16 protein-coding genes are annotated in these 20,082 nt (G+C 42.7%); 4 read left to right on the top strand and 12 right to left on the bottom strand.

Annotation, left to right across the window (positions count from 1 at the left end):
- The first annotated feature begins 204 nt into the window (after positions 1–204).
- Complete coding sequence (locus NFR88_RS14610) at positions 205–1,587, top strand: ISNCY family transposase (protein WP_251617127.1); 1,383 nt, start codon at positions 205–207, stop codon at positions 1,585–1,587.
- A gap of 497 nt (positions 1,588–2,084) precedes the next feature.
- Positions 2,085–3,575, top strand: coding sequence for a Na+/H+ antiporter NhaC (nhaC, locus tag NFR88_RS14615; RefSeq protein WP_160201794.1), 1,491 nt, complete (start codon positions 2,085–2,087; stop codon positions 3,573–3,575).
- 59 nt (positions 3,576–3,634) lie between these two features.
- Here nhaC and pflA read toward each other — a convergent pair whose 3' ends face one another.
- Entirely contained in the window at positions 3,635–4,342 is a 708-nt protein-coding gene (gene pflA / locus NFR88_RS14620) for a pyruvate formate-lyase-activating protein (protein ID WP_160201793.1), read from the bottom strand.
- A 66-nt stretch (positions 4,343–4,408) separates the two neighbouring features.
- Positions 4,409–6,640, bottom strand: a complete 2,232-nt coding sequence (pflB, locus tag NFR88_RS14625; RefSeq protein WP_160201792.1) for a formate C-acetyltransferase — start codon at positions 6,638–6,640, stop codon at positions 4,409–4,411.
- 386 nt (positions 6,641–7,026) lie between these two features.
- Between pflB and NFR88_RS14630 the strand changes: the two genes are divergently transcribed.
- On the top strand, positions 7,027–7,977 hold the full coding sequence (locus NFR88_RS14630; protein WP_161909483.1) for an AI-2E family transporter: 951 nt from the start codon (positions 7,027–7,029) through the stop codon (positions 7,975–7,977).
- A 73-nt stretch (positions 7,978–8,050) separates the two neighbouring features.
- On the opposite strand, the gene NFR88_RS14635 is transcribed toward NFR88_RS14630, so the two are convergent.
- The 6 genes from NFR88_RS14635 to NFR88_RS14660 all read right to left on the bottom strand — a co-directional run bounded on the left by NFR88_RS14635 (position 8,051) and on the right by NFR88_RS14660 (position 14,715).
- The gene (locus NFR88_RS14635; protein ID WP_160201790.1) at positions 8,051–9,388 is read right to left on the bottom strand and encodes an acetyl-CoA hydrolase/transferase family protein; all 1,338 of its coding nucleotides are present in this window, start codon (positions 9,386–9,388) and stop codon (positions 8,051–8,053) included.
- A gap of 148 nt (positions 9,389–9,536) precedes the next feature.
- Positions 9,537–10,481: a DMT family transporter gene (locus NFR88_RS14640; RefSeq protein ID WP_160201789.1), complete on the bottom strand. Its 945-nt coding sequence runs from the start codon at positions 10,479–10,481 to the stop codon at positions 9,537–9,539.
- 1 nt (position 10,482) lies between these two features.
- Positions 10,483–11,850, bottom strand: a complete 1,368-nt coding sequence (locus tag NFR88_RS14645) for an amidohydrolase family protein (RefSeq protein ID WP_160201788.1) — start codon at positions 11,848–11,850, stop codon at positions 10,483–10,485.
- Between the two features lie 2 nt (positions 11,851–11,852).
- Entirely contained in the window at positions 11,853–12,095 is a 243-nt protein-coding gene (locus NFR88_RS14650) for a hypothetical protein (RefSeq protein ID WP_160201787.1), read from the bottom strand.
- On the bottom strand, positions 12,092–13,273 hold the full coding sequence (locus NFR88_RS14655) for a M20 family metallopeptidase (RefSeq protein WP_251617130.1): 1,182 nt from the start codon (positions 13,271–13,273) through the stop codon (positions 12,092–12,094). Before NFR88_RS14655 ends, NFR88_RS14650 begins: the two co-directional genes overlap by 4 nt.
- A 41-nt stretch (positions 13,274–13,314) precedes the next feature.
- Positions 13,315–14,715 (bottom strand): YfcC family protein, encoded by a 1,401-nt coding sequence (locus NFR88_RS14660; RefSeq protein WP_251617132.1) that lies wholly within the window; start codon positions 14,713–14,715, stop codon positions 13,315–13,317.
- A 695-nt stretch (positions 14,716–15,410) separates the two neighbouring features.
- Here NFR88_RS14660 and NFR88_RS14665 point away from each other — a divergent pair.
- Positions 15,411–15,824 (top strand): hypothetical protein, encoded by a 414-nt coding sequence (locus NFR88_RS14665; protein WP_251617134.1) that lies wholly within the window; start codon positions 15,411–15,413, stop codon positions 15,822–15,824.
- Positions 15,825–15,836: 12 nt separating this feature from the next.
- Here NFR88_RS14665 and NFR88_RS15150 read toward each other — a convergent pair whose 3' ends face one another.
- From NFR88_RS15150 to NFR88_RS14680, 4 genes are all read right to left on the bottom strand, one after another.
- Positions 15,837–16,505 (bottom strand): DUF4367 domain-containing protein, encoded by a 669-nt coding sequence (locus tag NFR88_RS15150; RefSeq protein ID WP_307726240.1) that lies wholly within the window; start codon positions 16,503–16,505, stop codon positions 15,837–15,839.
- The gene (locus NFR88_RS14675; protein ID WP_251617136.1) at positions 16,405–17,067 is read right to left on the bottom strand and encodes an RNA polymerase sigma factor; all 663 of its coding nucleotides are present in this window, start codon (positions 17,065–17,067) and stop codon (positions 16,405–16,407) included. Before NFR88_RS14675 ends, NFR88_RS15150 begins: the two co-directional genes overlap by 101 nt.
- Before the next feature lie 239 nt (positions 17,068–17,306).
- Positions 17,307–17,438: a hypothetical protein gene (locus tag NFR88_RS15135; RefSeq protein ID WP_285813911.1), complete on the bottom strand. Its 132-nt coding sequence runs from the start codon at positions 17,436–17,438 to the stop codon at positions 17,307–17,309.
- A 413-nt stretch (positions 17,439–17,851) separates the two neighbouring features.
- Entirely contained in the window at positions 17,852–19,801 is a 1,950-nt protein-coding gene (locus tag NFR88_RS14680; protein WP_251617138.1) for an autotransporter outer membrane beta-barrel domain-containing protein, read from the bottom strand.
- Positions 19,802–20,082 lie beyond the last annotated feature (281 nt).

Genomic DNA, 20,082 nt, shown 5'->3' on the forward strand with positions numbered 1-20,082 from the left:
CCCTGCAAGACAGCTTTCTTAATATATCACCCTTTTCCCCTTCCGTCAAGTACCTTTTTCTCTTTTTTCATGTCTTTCTGCTCCAAAAGTGACAATGTCTTAAGAAAGCGCAAGAGAAAATGTCTCAAAAAGATTCCTAAAAAACACATATCATAGTAAACTATCTCTTCGGAGGTGGTTTTTATCAGAAAGGTTGAACTTAGAATGAAAGAACAGAAAAAGTACGAAGTGATTAAAAAGCTAAAAGAAACAAACGGAAACAAAAAAAGAGCTGCCGTCGAGCTAGGCTGTACCGTCCGCCACGTAAACCGAATGCTCAAAGGTTATGAGACGCAGGGAAAAGAATTCTTTTCCCACGGAAACAAAGGCAGAAGACCTGCATCTGCTCTCTCTGAGGAGTTAAAAGAGTCTATCCTGCTTCTCTACCAGAACAAATACTATGATTCGAACCTTACGCATTTCACAGAAAAATTGGCTGAGAATGAAGATATCCGGGTCTCAGAGGGAACCGTCAGAAATCTGCTTTACTCTCATGACATTCTCTCTCCCCTTGCATGGAAACGGACTCGCAGGAAACTCAAAGACAAGCTAAAAAACCAAAAGGATACTGCAACATCAAAGACAGAAAAAGAAAGCCTTCAGACTGCAATCGTTGACCTGGAAGATGCACATCCTACCAGAGCCAGATGTTCCTATGCCGGTGAGATGATTCAAATGGATGCGTCTGTACATCTTTGGTTTGGCGAAAACAAAAGCCATCTGCATGCCGCCATTGACGATGCCACGGGAACCCTTGTCGGCGCATATTTTGACAGCCAGGAAACCTTACATGGATACTACCACGTCTTCCGCCAAATTCTTGAAAATTATGGCATTCCCTATATGTTCTACACTGACCGCAGAACCGTATTTGAATACAAAAAGAAAAATTCTCCAAATTTGGAGAATGATACATTTACGCAGTTTGCTTATGCATGCAAGCAATTCGGTGTCGATTTAAAAACAACCAGTATACCACAAGCCAAGGGCAGAGTTGAACGTCTTTTTAAAACCTTACAATCACGCCTGCCTGTCGAATTACGACTGGCAGGCGTGAAAACCCTGGAGCAGGCAAATGAATTCCTTCACTCCTACATAAAGAAATTCAACGCACAGTTCGCTCTACCCCTTAATCCTACCACGTCTGTATTTGAAACACAACCCTCAAAAGACAAAATCGACCTGTTTCTTTCCTTGCTCACACCCCGTATAGTGGATGCCGGTCATTCCATTCGGTTCAACAACCATCGGTACAAAATGTTGGATGAATCCGGCATGCATACAAACTACTACAAAGGAACGCAGGTGCTGGTAGCGCAGACCCTTAGCGGCAGGCTGTTTTGCAACGTAAACGGGCGAATTTACGCCTTGGAAGAGATTCCGTTGCATGAAGAAGTATCTCGGAATTTCAATACAGAAAAAGAACTTGCAGCAGCGAAGAAGCCAAAGAAGCAAAATATCCCGCCTATGCATCATCCTTGGCGCAAAGATAACTTTATGAAACATGTCTACGCTATGTATGGTAACGAAGCAACCTGGGCTGTTTAACTGCTCACGGTAACCCTTGCTTTTTGGTGCTAATATTGCACTTATTTTTGGACTTTTTCAATTACGGTTGACAGTACTTTTTTCTCTTTTATCTATTGTTTTTTTTCTGAATCCTTCAGCGCTTTTCATCTCTCTTTCCCGGCATTACCATTGGAGATTTTTCTTACATATAATTCCTGAATATACTTCCCCGGTTGTCTATCCTTGTTAAAAAAAATTTTTTTAATCATTTTTGTCATTTTATTTCATATTTTTGTATATGTATATACAAAAATCTCTGATCTCTTTTTTCGTCATTGATTACATGTAACTTTATTTCTTGTTTTTAATGCCGCATATGTTTGTAAACTCAATGCATTTTATGCACAGGATATACATTCAAGAATGTGACTGAGAATTTTAATTAACTTGACAAATCTTTTTTTCAGAATTATAATAAAAATGGCTATATAGCCTAGGATTTTTTACTTGATTTTATTTTTAAGGAGGACTTATTTATGGGTAGAAAGATTCCTTTATGGCAATGCTTAATTGTCATTCTTGCGATGGTCGGTCTGCTGATGTGGTCTATTTTGAAAGACACAGGTGGAGAGCCTCATATCGCATTAATCTTAGCCGCCTGCGTCGGCGGCATCGTTGCTGCTGCAAACGGCTGGAAATGGGCTTATCTTGAAAAAGGTATTCTTGCCTCCATCAACCGTTCTATGCAAGCTTGCTTAATTCTTGCAATCGTAGGATGTATGATTGCTTCTTGGATGGCTGCAGGCACAATTCCTTCCATGATGTACTATGGTATCAAGGTTATCAGCCCGAGCATTTTCCTGGTAACTGCTTGTATCCTTTGTGCTATCGTATCTCTGGCGACCGGTTCTTCCTGGTCCACGGCTGGCTCCATGGGTGTTGCACTGATTGGTGTAGGTACCGCACTGGGATTTCCTTCTATTATGACTGCTGGTGCCGTAGTATCCGGTGCTTACTTTGGAGACAAAATGTCTCCGCTGTCCGATACCACAAATCTGGCTCCAGCTATGGCAGGCGCTACTTTGTTCGATCACATTAAGCATATGATTTATACCACCGGTACATCTTTAGTAGTCGCACTGGTTGCATATGCTGTTATGGGATTCATGCATTCTTCCTCCAATGCACCAGACCTTGGTGTATTGAACGAGATTACTGCATTTATTGAAGCATCTTCCAATATTAGCATTATCGCTTTGGTTCCGCCAGTATTTGTAATTGCTGCAGTAATCTTAAAGCTACCAGCATTACCATCTCTGCTGGGCGGCGTATTTATCGGTGTTCCTCTGATGTTCTGGAACAGACCATATATCGAAGCTGCTATCGATGACGACTTAACTGCAAACATTTTCAATATTTTAAATAACGGTGTTGCTATGGGTTCAGTCTCTGATGATGCATCGGCAATCATTCAAGAGCTAGCAAGCTTACTGTCCTGTGACGGCATGCAGGGCATGTTCTGGACCATTTCCATCATTCTTTGCGCAATGTGTTTCGGCGGTATCGTAGATGTAACTGGCATCATGGGCACCTTTGCAGGGCTGCTGCTGAAAGTAGCAAAAGGCAGAGGCGGTCTGGTTCTGGCTACAGAATTCTCCTGTATCTTCGTAAACGCAATCTGCTGCGACCAGTACTTAGCATTAGTATTACCTGGCAGAATGTTCAAGGAAGCGTTCGAAGACATGAGACTGGCACCAAAGAACCTGTCCAGGTGTCTGGAAGACTCCGGAACTATTACATCCAACTTCTTCCCTTGGAACACCTGCGGCGCAACCATGAGATCCTTCTTGGGCGTAGGAAGCGGTTATATTCCGTATGCAATTCTCAACTGGTTAAATCCTGTAGTTTCCATTATCTTCGGCTACACCGGCATTACCATGACCAAGATGAGCGAAGAAGAATACCAAAAGATACTCAGCGAAAGAGAAAGAGAGCAGAAAGAGGCTCTGGAAGCATTAGAAGCTTAACTATATCAACCTTATACTGATAAAAGAACCGGCAGGATACTCCTCGCCGGTTCTCTTCTTTATTTTCTAACCAATTCATTAAGTTGCATAAGTCGCTGTTTGTTCATCGGCGGCATATCCGCCAGCTTATACGGAATGTCAAGTTTTTTGTACTTGTTAACTGCCATGTTATGGTATCCCAGAAGTTCCACCTTGTCCACATATTTAATGCGGCGCAGGAAGCCATTGAGACTTTCGATATACGCTTCTGTATCGTTATATCCTGGCATAATCACCTGTCTAATCCACACATGTTTTCCAAAGCGGTTAATGGCGTCAATAACTTTAAATAAAGTTTCCTGATACCTTCCGGTCAGGTTATGAAACTCCTCCGAATCCACGTGTTTAATGTCCAAAAGAATCAAATCTGCCACTGCAATAGCAGCCTCGGAGTCTTTGTCAAAATAGGTTCCGCTGGTATCAATGGCACTGCCGATTCCTTCTTCTTTTAGCGCATTGATTGCCTCAGACACAAATTTCCCCTGCATAAGCGGCTCTCCTCCTGAAAAAGTCACGCCGCCGTCTTCTCCATAGTACGGAATTCCCCTCTTTGCACGGGCAACAATTTCACCAACCGTAGCGCGGTGTCCGCCGCCAGTGCGCCAGGTGTCCGGATTATGGCAATAAGCACACCTTGCCGGGCAGCCCTGCAGAAAAAACACAGTTCTAATACCAGGACCATCAACTGCTCCAAAGGTTTCTATGGAGTGCAGCAATCCCATGTTCATACTGTAATCCTCCCATCTTTAAAAAGGGAATACCGCTCCGCGATATTCCCTTTTGCGTCATAATCTTTACAGTCCTTCGTGGAATGTTCTGTCGATAACTTCCTTCTGGTGTGCTTTGGATAATGCGTTAAATCTTACTGCATAACCGGATACACGAATTGTCAGTGAAGGATATTTGTCTGGATTTTCATAAGCATCCATCAGCACTTCTCTGTTCAGCACGTTTACGTTCAGGTGGTGTGCACCCTGACCAAAGTATCCGCTGAGCAGTTTAACCAGAGTTTCTTTTCTGTCTTCTCTGTCTTTACCAAGGGAATCCGGTGTAATGCTGAATGTATTAGAAATACCATCCTGGCAAGTATCCCAGTCAATCTTAGCTACAGAGTTTAAGGATGCAACTGCACCGTGGTTATCTCTGCAGTGCATTGGGTTTGCACCTGGCGCAAACGGAGTTCCAGCTCTTCTTCCGTCAGGCGTGTTACCGGTCTTCTTACCGTACATAACGTTGGAAGTGATAGTCAGTACGGAAAGAGTTGTTACAGCGTTTCTGTAAGCCGGCTGTTTTCTCAGTTCCTGAATGGATTTTTCGGAAATCTTAACTGCCAGTTCATCTACTCTGTCATCGTCGTTTCCGTATTTAGGGAAATCACCCTCAGTTTCAAAGTCAACGATTACGCCGTTTTCATCTCTGATTGGAGTAACCTTAGCATATTTGATTGCAGACAGAGAGTCAGCTGCTACAGAGAAACCTGCAACACCAAACGCCATCAGTCTCTTCACTTCAGAATCCAAGAATGCCATCTGGGATCTTTCGTAGTCATATTTATCGTGCATGAAGTGGATAATGTTCATGATTCTAGCATATACGCTCATGAGCCATTCCAGATAAATGTTGTATCTTCTCCATACTTCATCAAAGTCTAAAGGACCATCCGGCATGGATTCCATCTGAGGTCCGATGTGCTCGCCGGTTCTTTCGTCGATACCGCCGTTGATAGCCAGCAGTAAGCACTTAGCCAGGTTACATCTTGCGCCGAAGAACTGCATCTGCTGTCCCATCTGAATTGCGGATACACAGCAAGCGATGGAGTAGTCTTCGCCATAAGCCGGTCTCATCTTGTCGTCGTTTTCGTACTGAATGGAGTCTGTGTCGATGGAAACCTGTGCACAGAACTTTTTGAACGGTTCAGGCAGGTCTTTGGACCAGAGAACTGTCAGGTTTGGTTCCGGTGCAGCACCCAGGTTGTATAAAGTGTTCAGATATCTGTAAGTCATCTTAGTAACTCTGTGTCTGCCGTCAGCGCCTACGCCGCCCAGACCTTCTGTAATCCACATAGGGTCTCCGCCAAACAGTTCGTTGTATTCAGTAGTTCTCAGATGTCTTGCAACTCTCAGCTTCAGAATAAAGTCATCAATGAATTCCTGAATCTGTTCTTCTGTATATTTTCCGCTTGCCAGGTCTCTTTCAGCATAAACGTCGATAAAAGTAGCTGTTCTTCCCAGAGACATTGCTGCGCCATTTTCTTCTTTGATACCTGCAAGGTAAGCGAAGTAAGTCCACTGAATTGCTTCTCTTACGTCAGTTGCTGGCTTGGAAATGTCATAGCCGTACTTTTCAGCCATTTTCTTGATTTCTTTCAGAGCAGCAATCTGGTTCCAGATTTCTTCAGCCAGTCTTACATTTTCTTCGCTCATGATAGGTCTTGATGCGATTTCGTCGTGGTCAATCTGCTTTGCTTCGATCAGTCTGTCGATACCATACAGTGCCGCTCTTCTGTAGTCACCGATGATTCGGCCTCTGCCGTATGCATCAGGAAGTCCTGTGATATATCCCAGGTGTCTTGCTTTTCTCATTTCAGGGGAATAAGCCTTAAATACACCATCGTTATGAGAAGTTACATAGTTGAACATGAATTCTACTTCTTCAGGAAGTTTTTCGCCATATTCAGCAACTTCCTCTCTTACCATTTTGATTCCACCAAACGGGCAGATACCTCTCTTCAAAGGTTCATCAGTCTGCAGACCTACAATCAGGTCCTTTCCTTCAATAATGTAGCCAGGATCAAAAGCGTTGATTCTCATGATTCTGCTTGCGTCAACTTTCAGAGTACCGCCGTTGTGTCTTTCTTCAACCAGCAGTTTCTTTACTTTGTCGTTCACTTCTGTAGTTCTTGCAGTCGGACCTGCTAAGAAACTTTCGTCTCCATCATAAGGAGTATAGTTAGTGTTGATAAAATCATCCACGTTAATTGTAGTTTCCCATGCTCCTGATTTGAAGCCTTCCCATGCATTACTCATGTTCAATGTTCTCCTTTACTGTTAATTAATCATATTTAGGGGTAGTGTATTGAATTCTGTATCTTGTATACAAAATTGGTACAATTTTTTGGTTACACCTTCAGTTCTCAATTCCTACCTGATGGGTAACCCTTTTTCTGCTATCATAATACAGCGGAAGAATGTTTTCGTCAACACCCTTATGCAAAGTTTTTTGTTCTTTTTTTGAAACATAAAAAATGCTTCTATACCAGTGATTTTCAATAGATTCTCACAATACCTAAGTCACCTTTTATTCTCCTGTCTCTACCGCAGAATTTACTTTGCCTACCTCTAAAATTTTCAGCTTTATCTTTTATATTTTCCTGTTATTCTAACATACTATTTTCAGGAGGTTTCCGCAAACTATGTTAAAACTGCTTATCATATTTTTTATCGTTACGGCGTTCTTTTTTCTGCGCCGCGCTTTGGTCCCCGCATTTCTCGGCATCGCCATCGCCTATATTCTGGATCCTTATGTCTGCTGGCTGGAGAAAAAACTTTCAGCCAAGCGTTTTCTTTGCGTTCTTCTTGCTTATCTGACTGTGGCAGGCACATTTTGCCTGCTAGCCGTTGGCTTTGCTGATATCGCCTGCGACCATCTAACAGCAGGGTCTCTACAAAGTATCGTCACTTCACTGCAAGCCTACTATGAAGAGTATAAATCCCTAATCAGGCAGCTATTTGGCATATCTTTCGGTCAAGCTGATGTAGTACTGATGGTACAAAGCCTCGGAAGCGGTCTTACAAAATTTTTTATCGGCGCCGTTGCTGCTATGTACCTTTTGAAAGATAAGGATTTCTTTCTTCGCTTGTGCAACAAGGGACTGCACCTTTTTTTGGGTCAAAAAGCGCACGGCATTCTCAGAGAAATTGCTTTTTCCATAAACGACGTCGTCTCTGCATTTCTGCGAGGCGTCTTTGTAGATTCGGTCATTGTCGCCTTTTTATCGTCACTTGCGCTTGCACTGATTGGCGTTGACTTTTCTGTGTTTATCGGTTGTTTTGCTGGCATAGCTAACGTAATTCCCTACTTCGGTCCAGTCATCGGTATTATTCCCGCATCCCTAATTGCACTGGCTCAGGGCGGACTTTCCAAAGCTATACTTGCTGCGCTGGCGCTTTTTGCCGTTCAACAAGTAGAATCGAATTTTATTTATCCGCGTATCATTGGAAAATCCACTGGGCTGCACCCATTCTTCGTTCTAATCTCTGTATCCGCAGCCGGAGCCGTTGGAGGTCTTCTCTGGATGATTCTGGCAGTTCCTCTGGCTGGTATTATAAAAGTTCTTCTTGAAAAATGGGCACAATCCCAATAATAAAACCGCCCCTCTCGATTGCTCATCTTTGAGAGGGACGGTTTTATTATTGGGATGGAAAAATTCACACAAATTAACGTTTGTTGCTTCTTCTCCAAATTCTCTGTTCTTCAGCAGCCTTAATTAAATCCTCGCGGCAGTCAGGATGCGCAATGTCAATGATGGCTTCAGCTCTTTGCCAAGTTGCTTTGCCAGGAAGTACTGCTACACCGTATTCAGTTACCATATAAGGTGCCTGCGTTCTCGGTGTTGTAATTACATCACCCTGCGTGAACTTAGGGAAGATGTTGGAGTGACGGTTGCCTTCTTTGTCAACACGGCTTGAAGGGAATGCAAGAAATGCTTTTCCATTCGGGCACTCCAGACCACCTGTTACGAAGTCCAGCTGTCCGCCGGTACCGCTGATGTGACGGGTACCTGCTGTTTCGGAGCATACCTGTCCATAAAGGTCCATAGAAATACAGCTGTTGATAGAAACGAATTTCTCGTGCTGTCTCAGGGTGGCCGGGTCATTTACGTATGCCATCGGTGCAGATACGATCATCTGGTTTTCGTTTAAGAAATCGTACAGTTCTCTGGAACCGCTGCAGATAGAGAATACGCCTTTGCCCTTGTCAATGTTCTTTCTTCTGTCAGTCATTTTACCGGACTGATATAATTTCAGATATCCGTTAGACATCAGTTCAGTATGCATGCCTAAGTCTTTCAGGTCGGACTCTGCAATGAGCATGCCCAGGCAATCAGGCATGCCGCCGATACCCAGCTGCAGTGTAATTCCGTCTTCCAGGTAAGGGAAGATATATTCTGCAATCTGTTTGTCGATGTCGGAAGCCTTGCCTACTGGTGTAGTTGCAAGCTCAGCATCAGATTCAACAACATAGTCAACCTGAGAAATATGGATATGATCTGTGCATTTACCGTAAATCTTCGGCATATTCGGATTTACTTCCAGGATAATGGTCTTTGCCTGATCCAGCATCTCCTGCAGACAGCAGTTAGTCAGACCGTAGTTGAAGTTGCCGTGCTCATCCATTGGAGCTACTGTAATCATTGCAACATCTACTGGCGCAAAACCCTTCGTATAATATCTGCCGCAGTGTCTGAACAGCATTGGGGAGTAATATGCTCTGCCCTGGTCGCAGTATTTACGATCAAGACCGGAAGTATGCCACAGGTTATAAGTAAAGGATTCCTGATTTGGATCCTGCTCTACAATCTGAACCGGTTTCATGCTGATTGCATGTCTGACTTTAACGTCCTTTACTTCTCCTACTCTTCCTGCCAGCGCACGGTCCAGCGCTTCCGGAAAAGAACACGTCTGGCTGTAGTCAACCCAGTCTCCGTCTTTAACAACTTTAACTGCTTCTTCTGCGGTGCGAAGTTTCGCACGATATTCTTCATAAACGTTCATAGTAATATGTTCCTTTCTTATGATTCAAAGTTCTAATAATCAAGCCGCAGTATAAAACCACTTACTACTATTATAACAAAAACTGTATTGAAATCAATACAGTTTCCTCAAATTGTCAAAAAAAAATCAATTCTTTGTTAATTTATAGTCAATCTGTGTTTTCTAATGTTTCTCCGCGATTGACAATGAAAATGCCGGCGCAGACACACAACAGCGCAACAAGACTCTGTACCCACGGAATCTGCCCACTTTCTGTAAGAAACAGCGCGGAAAGCACAACGCCAAACACCGGCGTGGTAAAGCCGAAGACGGTGACCTTTGAAACCGGATTATATTTGAGGAGCACGCCCCAAACGGAGTATGCTACTGCCGAAATCAATGCCATATAAACCATCATTGGATATGCCCACAGGCTTGTTACCGTCAAATGGCCTCCGCCAATCCATGCTGCAGCCGTCATAATCACGCCGCCCATCATGAACTGATATCCACTGAGCACCACCGGACTTTCCTTTGCAGAATAAAGTTTTACAAGTACCGAGGAAAAGGCATAAGACACGCAAGCAATGAGCAGAAACCCCTCACCATTGAGCGCAAGACCGCCGCCAAGACCCTCGGCTCCACTGACATTAACTAAAATCACACCGGAAAACCCGATAACACAGCCTGCACTCTTCGCCTTCGTCATTTTTTCCTGATGAAAAATTAGTGATGCAATAAGAATCGACAGAAAAACATGGGCTCCCTCTATGATAGAACCTTTTACTCCTGTCGTATGGGCAAGCCCCACATAAAAGAAAAAATACTGAATTACGGTCTGCGCCATGCTGATTTTTGCCACCATGCCCCAGGAGCCTTTTTTCGGAAACAGAATCTTCTTCTGCGGCACGCTTGCTGTCAGAATCACCAGCACACCCGCTAGCGTAAACCGAATACCCGCAAAAAGAATCTGCGACCAGGTATCTGTGCTTTCGATGGCAAAAAGCCGGTAGCCGATTTTAATACATGGAAATGCGCTGCCCCACAAGAAACAGCAGAGCAGCGCCAGCAAACAAACAATACTCGTTTTTTGTAAATAGTGTTCTTTGTTCATTCTAATCTTCTCTCTGATGAAAACTGATAAACCGTCCAAGTCTATCACTGACGATTTCTTTATGCTGCATAGCAATTTCACCGCCTATGATGACATAGCTTATCCCCTCAGGCTGCACGTCGATATTTTCATAGGTGGCACCATCTATTATAGTCGTTTCATCAAAAATAGTCAAATCCGCATCAGCGCCAAGTTCTATTCTTCCTTTGTCCGATAAAGACAATCTATCTGCCGGTCTGACGGTCATTTTGGCAAGAGCGTCAAGTAAAGAAATCACCTTTTCTTCTCTTACATATTTCCCCAGAACTCTGGGAAAAGTGCCTGAAGCGCGCGGGTGTCCATCACCGCCAAAGAGAATTCCATCGCTGCCAATCATACCGTGTTCACTGGAGATTGCTGCAGAAATTTCTTCTTCATTCATAATAAAGCCCACCGCCATCATGTCAGGATATTTTTCTCTCGCCTCGTCTAAAATTTCTTTTGTGCAATAGGTGTTTTTATAAGGTTCTTTTGTCAGCATAATGGCGCTGATATCCTCACACCACTGATTCAGGCATTCCTCTTCAAATACCTCACTGCCTATCAAGGTTGAAAAGGCGTTATACGGATAAGTATCAAAATCCAGCAGCGGATTTTCGCTAATCAGTTTATCAATGAGAGCCAGAGACTCTTCCATCTGCCCGGTCGCAGAGCAGCTAGACAGATGGGAAATCTGAAACTTTACACCGCTGTCCTTTGATAAACGCTGCATTTCCTCTATGGACTCGATGGCACCGATGCCGGATTCTCTATAATGTGCCGATGCCAGATATCTCTTATCTTTTAGCAATGCCAGCGCTTCCATCATATCGTCATAGGTTATCGCAGGGTCATATTCTATTCCAAAAGAAATACCGCAAGCGCCTTCCCGCAGCTCTTCTTCTAACAATGTTCGCAGGCTTTCTCTCTGATGTTCATTCGCACGCTCATAATGTCCCAATCCAAGTTCATAGCGCATCTGATTGTAACCTGCAAACATAACCATATTGACAGGACTTCCGCCCAGTTTCGCTACCCGGTCTTTGAATTCAGCCAGCCTCTGCCTCTGTATGCCGCAGTTTCCGCCACAGGCCGTCGTCACTCCCATCTTCAGCATCATATTTCCGATTATATATTCTGCATCTTCTCCCAGCAAATCATCTTCATGCATATGAATATCAATAAAGCCTGGCGATACAATTTGGTTCATCGCATCTAAGGTCTTCTTTGCCTCGGGCATATCTTCCCCTAAATAAACAATTTTCCCATTACGAACACCGATATTGGCTTTCTTTATTTGTGCCGCCTGAAAGTCAGGGTAACGCCCGTTTATAATCAGTAAATCCATCATATCTATTTACCTCTTTTATTCTTCCTCATATTCATAATAGCAATTATAGCATAGACCAGTGTAAAAGTTAGTGCTGCTCCATTGACAGTAGAAACTAGACTAAGTCTGGCTTCTGCCAGCAAATACACCGCCATAGCGCCACTAGCACCGAGAATCAGCGCATTTTTATTAAAACCATAGCGAAGCAACATCAGAAATGCCAGCAACGCCAAAATCGCAGGTAAAAATGCTCTTACGTACATCATGCCTTCTTCTCCTCAAATTCTGTTTTCAGTTTCTTTAAGTTTTCTTCATCCGCCAGCATTTTAATCACATGGCGGCAAATGATACCCGCACCAGTCGCCAGTGCCTTGTGTGCTCTGTCTGTCTTCATAGCATCGGCAAATTCTCTGGTATGTATTGGCACGCCTTTGTCCACCACCTGCAAGGTCGGATGAAAGACTGGGCAGACAAAGCTTACATTGCCGCAGTCGGAAGACCCAAAGAGTTCTTCGGGATTGCCGTTTAAAGTAAGTCCCATTTCCTCATAGGTTTCTGCAAGCAGAGCATTACCAAAGGGTAAAATCAGCAGATTATCGTACCTTTCTGCAGTTGCTTTCTTCTCCCAGGTAGTCTGGGTTGCAATAGCAGCACCCGCTGCACAGTCATCAATCATCTTGTTGACCTGATTCAGATAAGGTCTGTCAAATCCGCGAATGTAAAGTTCTGCAGATACTTCCTCCGGCACAATATTCGGCGCTTCTCCCGGATTTCTGATAATGCCGTGTATTTGGATATCCGTTTTCACGTGCTGCCTAAGCATATCGATCGCATGAAAGAACAGCTGACAGGCATTAAAGGCATTATGTCCATCCCAAGGTGCCGCCGAAGCATGGGCTGCTTTCCCATGAAAATAATAGGTATAGGTATCCAGCGCCCGCAGCTTCGTATAAACCTGATTGGCATCGTAAAGGTGTATCATCATCGCCATATCATAATCATCAAAAGCACCGGTGCGAATCATCTTCGGTTTACCGCCGTTATACTCCTCGTCAGGGGTTCCAATGATATGAATATCCACACCCAAATCGTCCTGCAGTGCAGAAAGTGCGATACCTGCAAGTATACTAATAGAGCCGCTGAGGCAATGTCCGCAGGCGTGCCCCAGTTCTGGAAGTGCATCATATTCTGCAAGCAGCGCAATTTTATATTTATGGTCATTATTTCCAAAAACCGCCTTATATGCTGTTTCCAAGCCCGCAAAAGGATATGTCACGGTAAATCCTTTTTCTCTAAGAAGGGCAGTCATTTTTTCTGTAGTTCGGTATTCCTGACCGCCTACTTCCGGATGATCTGCCAAATCATCACTAAGAGCCATCAGCTCCTTGTGAAAAAGACCGATTTTTTCATCGGTCTTTCTCACAAGGCTCGTATATGTTTTCATAATTTTACTCACCTCTTAAATTTCACTCCAGTATGTCGTTCTTAGAACGGTCCCCACTGCATTAAGTGTGCAATTACAACCAGAATTGCGCCTAATAAGTATTGAATTCCAATTAACGGCAGAATCCATCTTGCCCACTTTTCCCAAGGAATCTTTGCAAGTGCCAAGGCTGCCATAAAGTAGCCGGATGTCGGTGTAAAGATATTGGAGATACCATCACCCAGCTGGAATGCCAGCGTTGCAGTCTGACGGGTTACACCTACCATATCAGCAAGCGGCGCCATAATCGGCATGGACACTGCAGCCTGACCGGAACCAGATGGAATGATAAAGTTCAGTAAGCACTGGAAAATATACATACCAACTGCGGAAATCACTGAAGGCAGCTGCATCAGGATATTTGCAGTTGCATGCAGCAGTGTATGGATGATATTGCCGTCTGTCAGCACTACCATGATACCTCTGGCGAAACCACAAACTAATGCGCCTCCGCAAATTCCAGCCATTCCGTTGGAAATAGATTCTGCAAACTCATTGACTGACATGCCGCCAATGATAGCTGACACAATCGCCAGACCAAAGAAAAGTCCCGCAATTTCATTAAAGTACCAGCCCCACTGAATAGTTCCATACGCAAGAAGAACAATGGTAATCAGCAGTGCCAGCAGAACCAGTTTCTGTCTGATTCCAAACGGATGCAATTCCTCATCCAGTTCCAGTTTGTCCTCTCTCTTCTGATCTTCTTCATACATTCTGGAAAGGGTCGGATTCTTTTTGACTCTGCGTGCATAAATCATAACAAATGCAACTGTAACAACTACCATAGATACATACACAACAATTCTGTATCCCAGTCCAGAGAACATCGGAAGTCCCGCAATACTTTGCGCAACGCCCTCTGTATATGCGTTCATAAAGGCGCCGCCAAAGCCTGCAGCACCGCCGCAAAGTACGATAGCTGTACCGGTGATAGAGTCAAAGCCTAATGCGAGGCAAAGACTTACGCAGATTGGAATATACGGCAGTAAATCCTCTGCTGAACCGATGATCGCTCCCATCAGTGAGAAAATGAACATCATAACCGGAATGATAAAAAGTTCTTTTCCTGCAAGAGCTTTAGAAACTTTGACAAGTCCTGCCTCAATCGCTCCTGTATCCCCGATTACGCCAAAGCACGCACCAAAGATAAAAATCAGAAATACGATATCAGCTGCTCCCAGCATTCCCCTGAATACAGCGCTCATAGTGCCCATCAGATCCACCGGCGTCTGATCAATATAGCGGAAAGTATCAGGGTCTACAACTTCTCTGCCATCGTCCAGCACCATCATATCATAGGCCCCTGCCGGAACAATATACGTTAGAATTGCACATAAAATAATAAGGCCTGTGAGTAATGCGTACACGTGTGGTACTTGGAATTTCTTTTTTGTTTTTTCCATTTTTCGCTCCCTTACTCGATTAAAGATATAAAATATATTTTATACCATTATATGTTACCCCCCCCCCCGGGTATATATCCGGTTTTAGTTTTTTTGGTAAAAAAACTAGTTTTACTGAATATTCCTATAAATCTGAAGTGCAAGAAAACCTACGTGGATGGCAAATCCATATTTTCACATGCACAGCAGCCTCACAAAGAGCTAAAGTCTGCACACTTTCTGCTCTCTTACTGGTATGCAGATGTAAAGCACTGTATTTTGTTGTTTTTCTTTTGCTGCTCGTCACGGCAAGCCTGTGAAAACGATTCCCGTATCATTTTATCTCAGAAAGAATTCTGCTCGTGCCCTCTGGCATGCATAAAATCCAGATTTTTCCTCAATATATGCACGTTTCTTCATCAATCTGTGCAGATTTTTAAAGAAATCAGAAAAAATATGCACCTTTTCATTCTGATTGAATTGATATTTTTCATCCAGACATCCCATTTGTGCATATTATAAAGGTTTTTTCAAATTTTACGCACAACTGCGTGCATATTTTGATGATTTTCTTCAAATATATGCATTTCAGACTACTTTTAGCGCGCATTTTTCCTTGTGTTTGCCAATGGTTTCTTAAAAGTTGACAATAAAAACAAGGCAAGATATACTTGCCTTGCGAAAGTTTACTCTTATCAATGATTGAAAGGAAAACCATGAAAAAAAAATTCGTCTGCATGTTTCTCATGCTCGCTCTAACCCTTGGAATGACATCTGTTTTTGCCTCTGCAGATACAGGTTCGACATATAGTACCTCCACTGTTGGATTTACCACTAAAAGAATTAGCGATACTAAAGCTGCTGCTGGTGCTGCAATTACATTTTCATCCACCGCAGACAAATATACAGTAACCATTACGCTGCAAAAAAAATCCGGTAGCAGCTGGGTGACTGCTACCGATGTTACTGGTAATACAATTAAGTATACTGGTTCAAATAAAGCTAGTGTATTAACCTACGATGAATGGACCGTAAAAAAAGGTGTAGTCTATAGAATTAAATGCGTTTCCGTGGACGAATACGACCGAGGCAGCAAATATACTTCCACTTCCTACTCTGATCTATTTTAAAGCCTAACTTTATCATTTCTCTAGGCTATCTGCTATCTCGGCAAACTCCTCCTCTTTTAAATTCCCAATAATCGTATATGTATTATCGTCTATAATAAAGCTTGCACTAATTTCTTCATCCTCTTTTATCTTTATTTCCACTCCAGAATTAGATATAAAACTATAACTATAGTTTTTAATAATCGTTAAATCTGTACTGGTTATCTGTGTAAATCGTAATGCCGATTTTTCCTTTTCATATGTATAACTATATGAATTAAAAAACTCCGTCACTTCTACCCGTAGTTCTTTAAACTCATATCCCTCTGGCACATAGCCTGGAATCAGCAAGTCTGGATAGTTTTTCTTTACGGTTGCAACCTTATCCCATTCTGTTTCAATCATCGTATCGCCGCCTAAGTTTGCTCCCGGGTCTTCAGCATTATTTTTTACAATTGTGCTGTTTCCATCCTCCATTGTAACCGGACCGTTTTTCCCAGCAATTGCAGCATCCGGCACCAGCAAGTTCATTGCACTAAAAGTACCTGCGCAAACAATCACAACACAGGATATCGCAGCCATATACTTCCTCTTTCTAGCCCTACTCCTTTCCTTGGCAGCTGCGACCCAGCCTTCCAACACCTCTGCGTCTAGTTTTGTCTTCTTTTCGTGTCTCTTCAGTGCCGCTCCTATCTCCTCCATAAACTTCTGCTCGTTCTTCTTCATGTTTTCTCTCTCTTTTCGTTTCATGCTTTCCCTCACTTATCATTTTCTCCAGTTCTTTTTTCGCTCTGCGTTCTATCGTTTTCACCGAATTGTAATTCATCTTTAAAAGCTTTGCTATCTCCACCATACTCAATTCCGATACATAGCGGAGTCTGATTATTTCCGGCGCTGGCGGCTTTAGACTATTTACCATTTCAAAGATGTCTTCATCGCTGAAGTCTATCTTTGACGCATATTCTTCTGCGCTAATCCTGTCAAGCTCCTGCTCACAGGACTCGTACAAAAGCTCTTTGTCTTCTCGCCTTTTACTTTTCCTTCCGATTCGTCCCGCTTTTCTCATGGCAATTTTATACAACCAAGAATCCATGCTCTCTATGTCCCGCAGCTGATGCAAATGTAAATAAGCTGCAACAAACACTTCCTGCACAACATCATCTCTGTCGCTGTCTGCCACACCAAAGTGATAAGTTAATCCCAGTATCTTGTCATATTTCTCACAAAGTACTGCTCTTCTTTCTGAAAGTTCTTTTTCTGTCAACTCTCCTTCTCGCTTTCTTTTTGTTTTTCGCTAAATAGCGGTTCCTTTAGTGTATCTCTTTTTTACCATTTTGAAAAGGAACTCTCAGGGTACTTTTTGAAATTTCGACAATTTTTTTGCAAAAAAGAAGTTTTATCGATAGAATATAAAAATCCGCACCACTTTAATGTAAATATAAGGCAATAGTGCAAGACAAAATCAAAGAGATTATTTCACATTGAAGTGAAAAAGAATCCAGATTAAATGCCGGGATGCAGTTCAATCTGATTTAATATGATTAATATGTAATAGCCTGTGCTGCAGAGAAACCGGCGCGCCATAATCTCAAGATTTTTTTGGATATCCGGCGTCCACCCCATGAAAACCGCCATCTTCTAAGCGTTTTTTGTATACATGGCGCCAGCCATCCGCCAAACGCCATATTGGGATTCATTTTCTAAAAAACTGGCGCGCACCTGCTGCCTGATATCCGCTTTTTTGATATTTTACTGTAGGACGCTAAAGTTTTTCCGGCTATCTGTCTGCATTTCTTTCTGTCGCCGCCATTTTTTCTAAAAAAGCATTTCTACATGGCACTTTCTTATAGGTCCGCGCCATGTATACAGAAATCAAGCCCAAAATTGGCGCGAGGCAAATTATGGGCATATCTTGATTCTTTTTCTATTAGATTAACCGCTTAAAGAGGCTGCTGACCCAAAAGCGAAAAGAAGCTGTCTCATTTTACTTTGAGACAGCTTCTTCGTTCATTTATCACTTAAATTATTTTCATTCTATTTGCCAGAAACTATTTAACAGTTCTCCAAGCTTTTGTTGACCATGCAGTGTAAACTTTCTGGCCTCCAACCATCTTGTAACCTCTTACTTTGTAATAGTAGGTCTTGCCTTTTTTCAGTTCCTTAGTGTTAGTGTAAGTGGTTTTGGAAGTAGGTCCAAAATACTTAACTTTTCCGTATCCGGAATTCTTCTTAACAGATCTGAATACTTCATATCCATCTAACTCTAAGTCCTCAGCACCCTTCCAGGAGAGTTTGATTGCTTTCTTGCCTTTTACAGTAACCAACTTGGAAGTAGTCTTTATCTTTGCACTTTTTACTGCTGCGGCTACTTCTTCGTCAGGAAGAGGTCCTAGCGGAGTATCAGGATCTTCAATGTCAACCGGTGGTTCCGGTGTATCAGGATTTACCGGCTCTGAAGGACCAACTGGACCTGGATTTGGAGTTACCGGAGTTTCAGGCTGTTTAGCTACAACATTACCATCTGCATCCATCTCACGATTGCCTACAATGTATTCAGCTGCATTTTTATCAGCGAATTTACCACCGTAAACTCTTACATCAGACTGTTCTGTAACATTCAGTTTTCCTTCAATTGTACCAGCATAAATGCGTACTTCCGGTTTACCTGTTACACCGCTGCCGAAAACTTCAGTTACAACATCACCCTTAACAGTTGTACCTGTGCTGATAGCAGTATCTCCTGCTCCGATAGTATCGTCCCATGCACCAGTATAAACACCGCCGTTGATGGTTGCACCTTGAATAGTTGCGTTGCTCCAGTTCTGTACGGCATAGTGTTCGCTGGTGATTGTTCCACCATTGATATTCAGTTTGCCATAGTCATCATTCTTTACTGCGTTAAACTCTTTCTGTTCAATCGTTCCACCGTTGATATTCAGTGTTACATTCTTGTCCTTATCGGAAGCCAGACCAGCATTTCTAATCAAAGAAGAGTTGTTGGAGTTGTTGATTACAGTTCCGCTATTAATGGACATGGTTCCATGGTTATTAATCGTATAATATCCAGAGGTGTTGTTGTCCTCACGCTTAATAGTTCCGTTTCCGTTGATTACAACTTTACCATAGTTAGTAATTGTTGCTTTGCCTTTTACTGTTCCGCCATTAAGAGTCTTGCCGTTTAAATCAAGTGTAAAGTCTGCTTCAGCCGGAATTACCAGATTTACATCCATATCAGTTCTCAGCTGAATTGTCTTAATACCTGTTGCATTTACCAAGGACTGCAAATTTGCTGCAGAACTTACCATAGCATTTTCAACTGTTCCGCCATTTACGATGCAGTCAGCATCATATCCATCAGCAGTTTCTGCGTACAGGTTAGTGACAGAACCGCCGGAAACAGTCAGACCGCCTTTGTTCTGACCAGAGTAGCCGTTTGCATTTACAAATACATAACCTACAGCACCACCGGAAATATCTGCTTTTGCATTAGCGCCAATCCATAAATCTTTGCTGTATTCATCGTAGTAATCTGCGTTAACATTTGTTCCAGTGTTGCCGGAAATCGTACCGCTCTTCAGTTCAAATTCAGCTTTTCCAGTTACATATACACCATGGGCATAGCTGCTTGCTTTACCTCCAGTGATATAGGAGTTTCCATCAACAACCAGTTTACCTGCTTTTACCAGAACCGCTCTGCAAGCGCCAACTGCATCCACTCTCACATTATTGAGAGTTGCAGTGCCGCCAGTAACTGCAATCAGGTTTGCGCCGGTAAATTGTCCGTCTCTAGCCGGACTGATGGTATAACCATTGCCGTTGATCGTTACGTTTTTGCTAAAAGTCGCTGTCTCACTCAGTACAACGTCACTTTCCAGAGTGATGACACCATTTTCTGCTGCCGGTAAAGATGCTGCAACTTCTTCAGCAGCAAAAGCCATTGCCGGCATGAACGCCATTACCATCACTACGCATAACAGTGAAGTTAATAGTTTTTTCATTTCTTTTTCCTCCTTAATGATTTACTTAATGTTCTACAAAGGTCTTTCTTGTTTAATATTATTGTACCTGCCCTATACTTTATCCGCAAGTACTTTTCTCATTTTATATTTCACATTATAGCCATAGGAGGTTAGATTTTTGTTATATTTTTGTAGGGTCTTCCGATTTTTTACAAAAAGCGCTTTACGATCCTATTTTGTATATCAGAATGTATTTTTTTACACATTTTATTATTTTAATACAAAAAAACCTTGATTTATTCAGGCAGGTGTGGTATATT

Origin of the sequence: Senimuribacter intestinalis, assembly GCF_943192965.1 — a bacterium.
Taxonomy (GTDB): Bacteria; Bacillota; Clostridia; order Peptostreptococcales; family Anaerovoracaceae; genus Senimuribacter; species Senimuribacter intestinalis.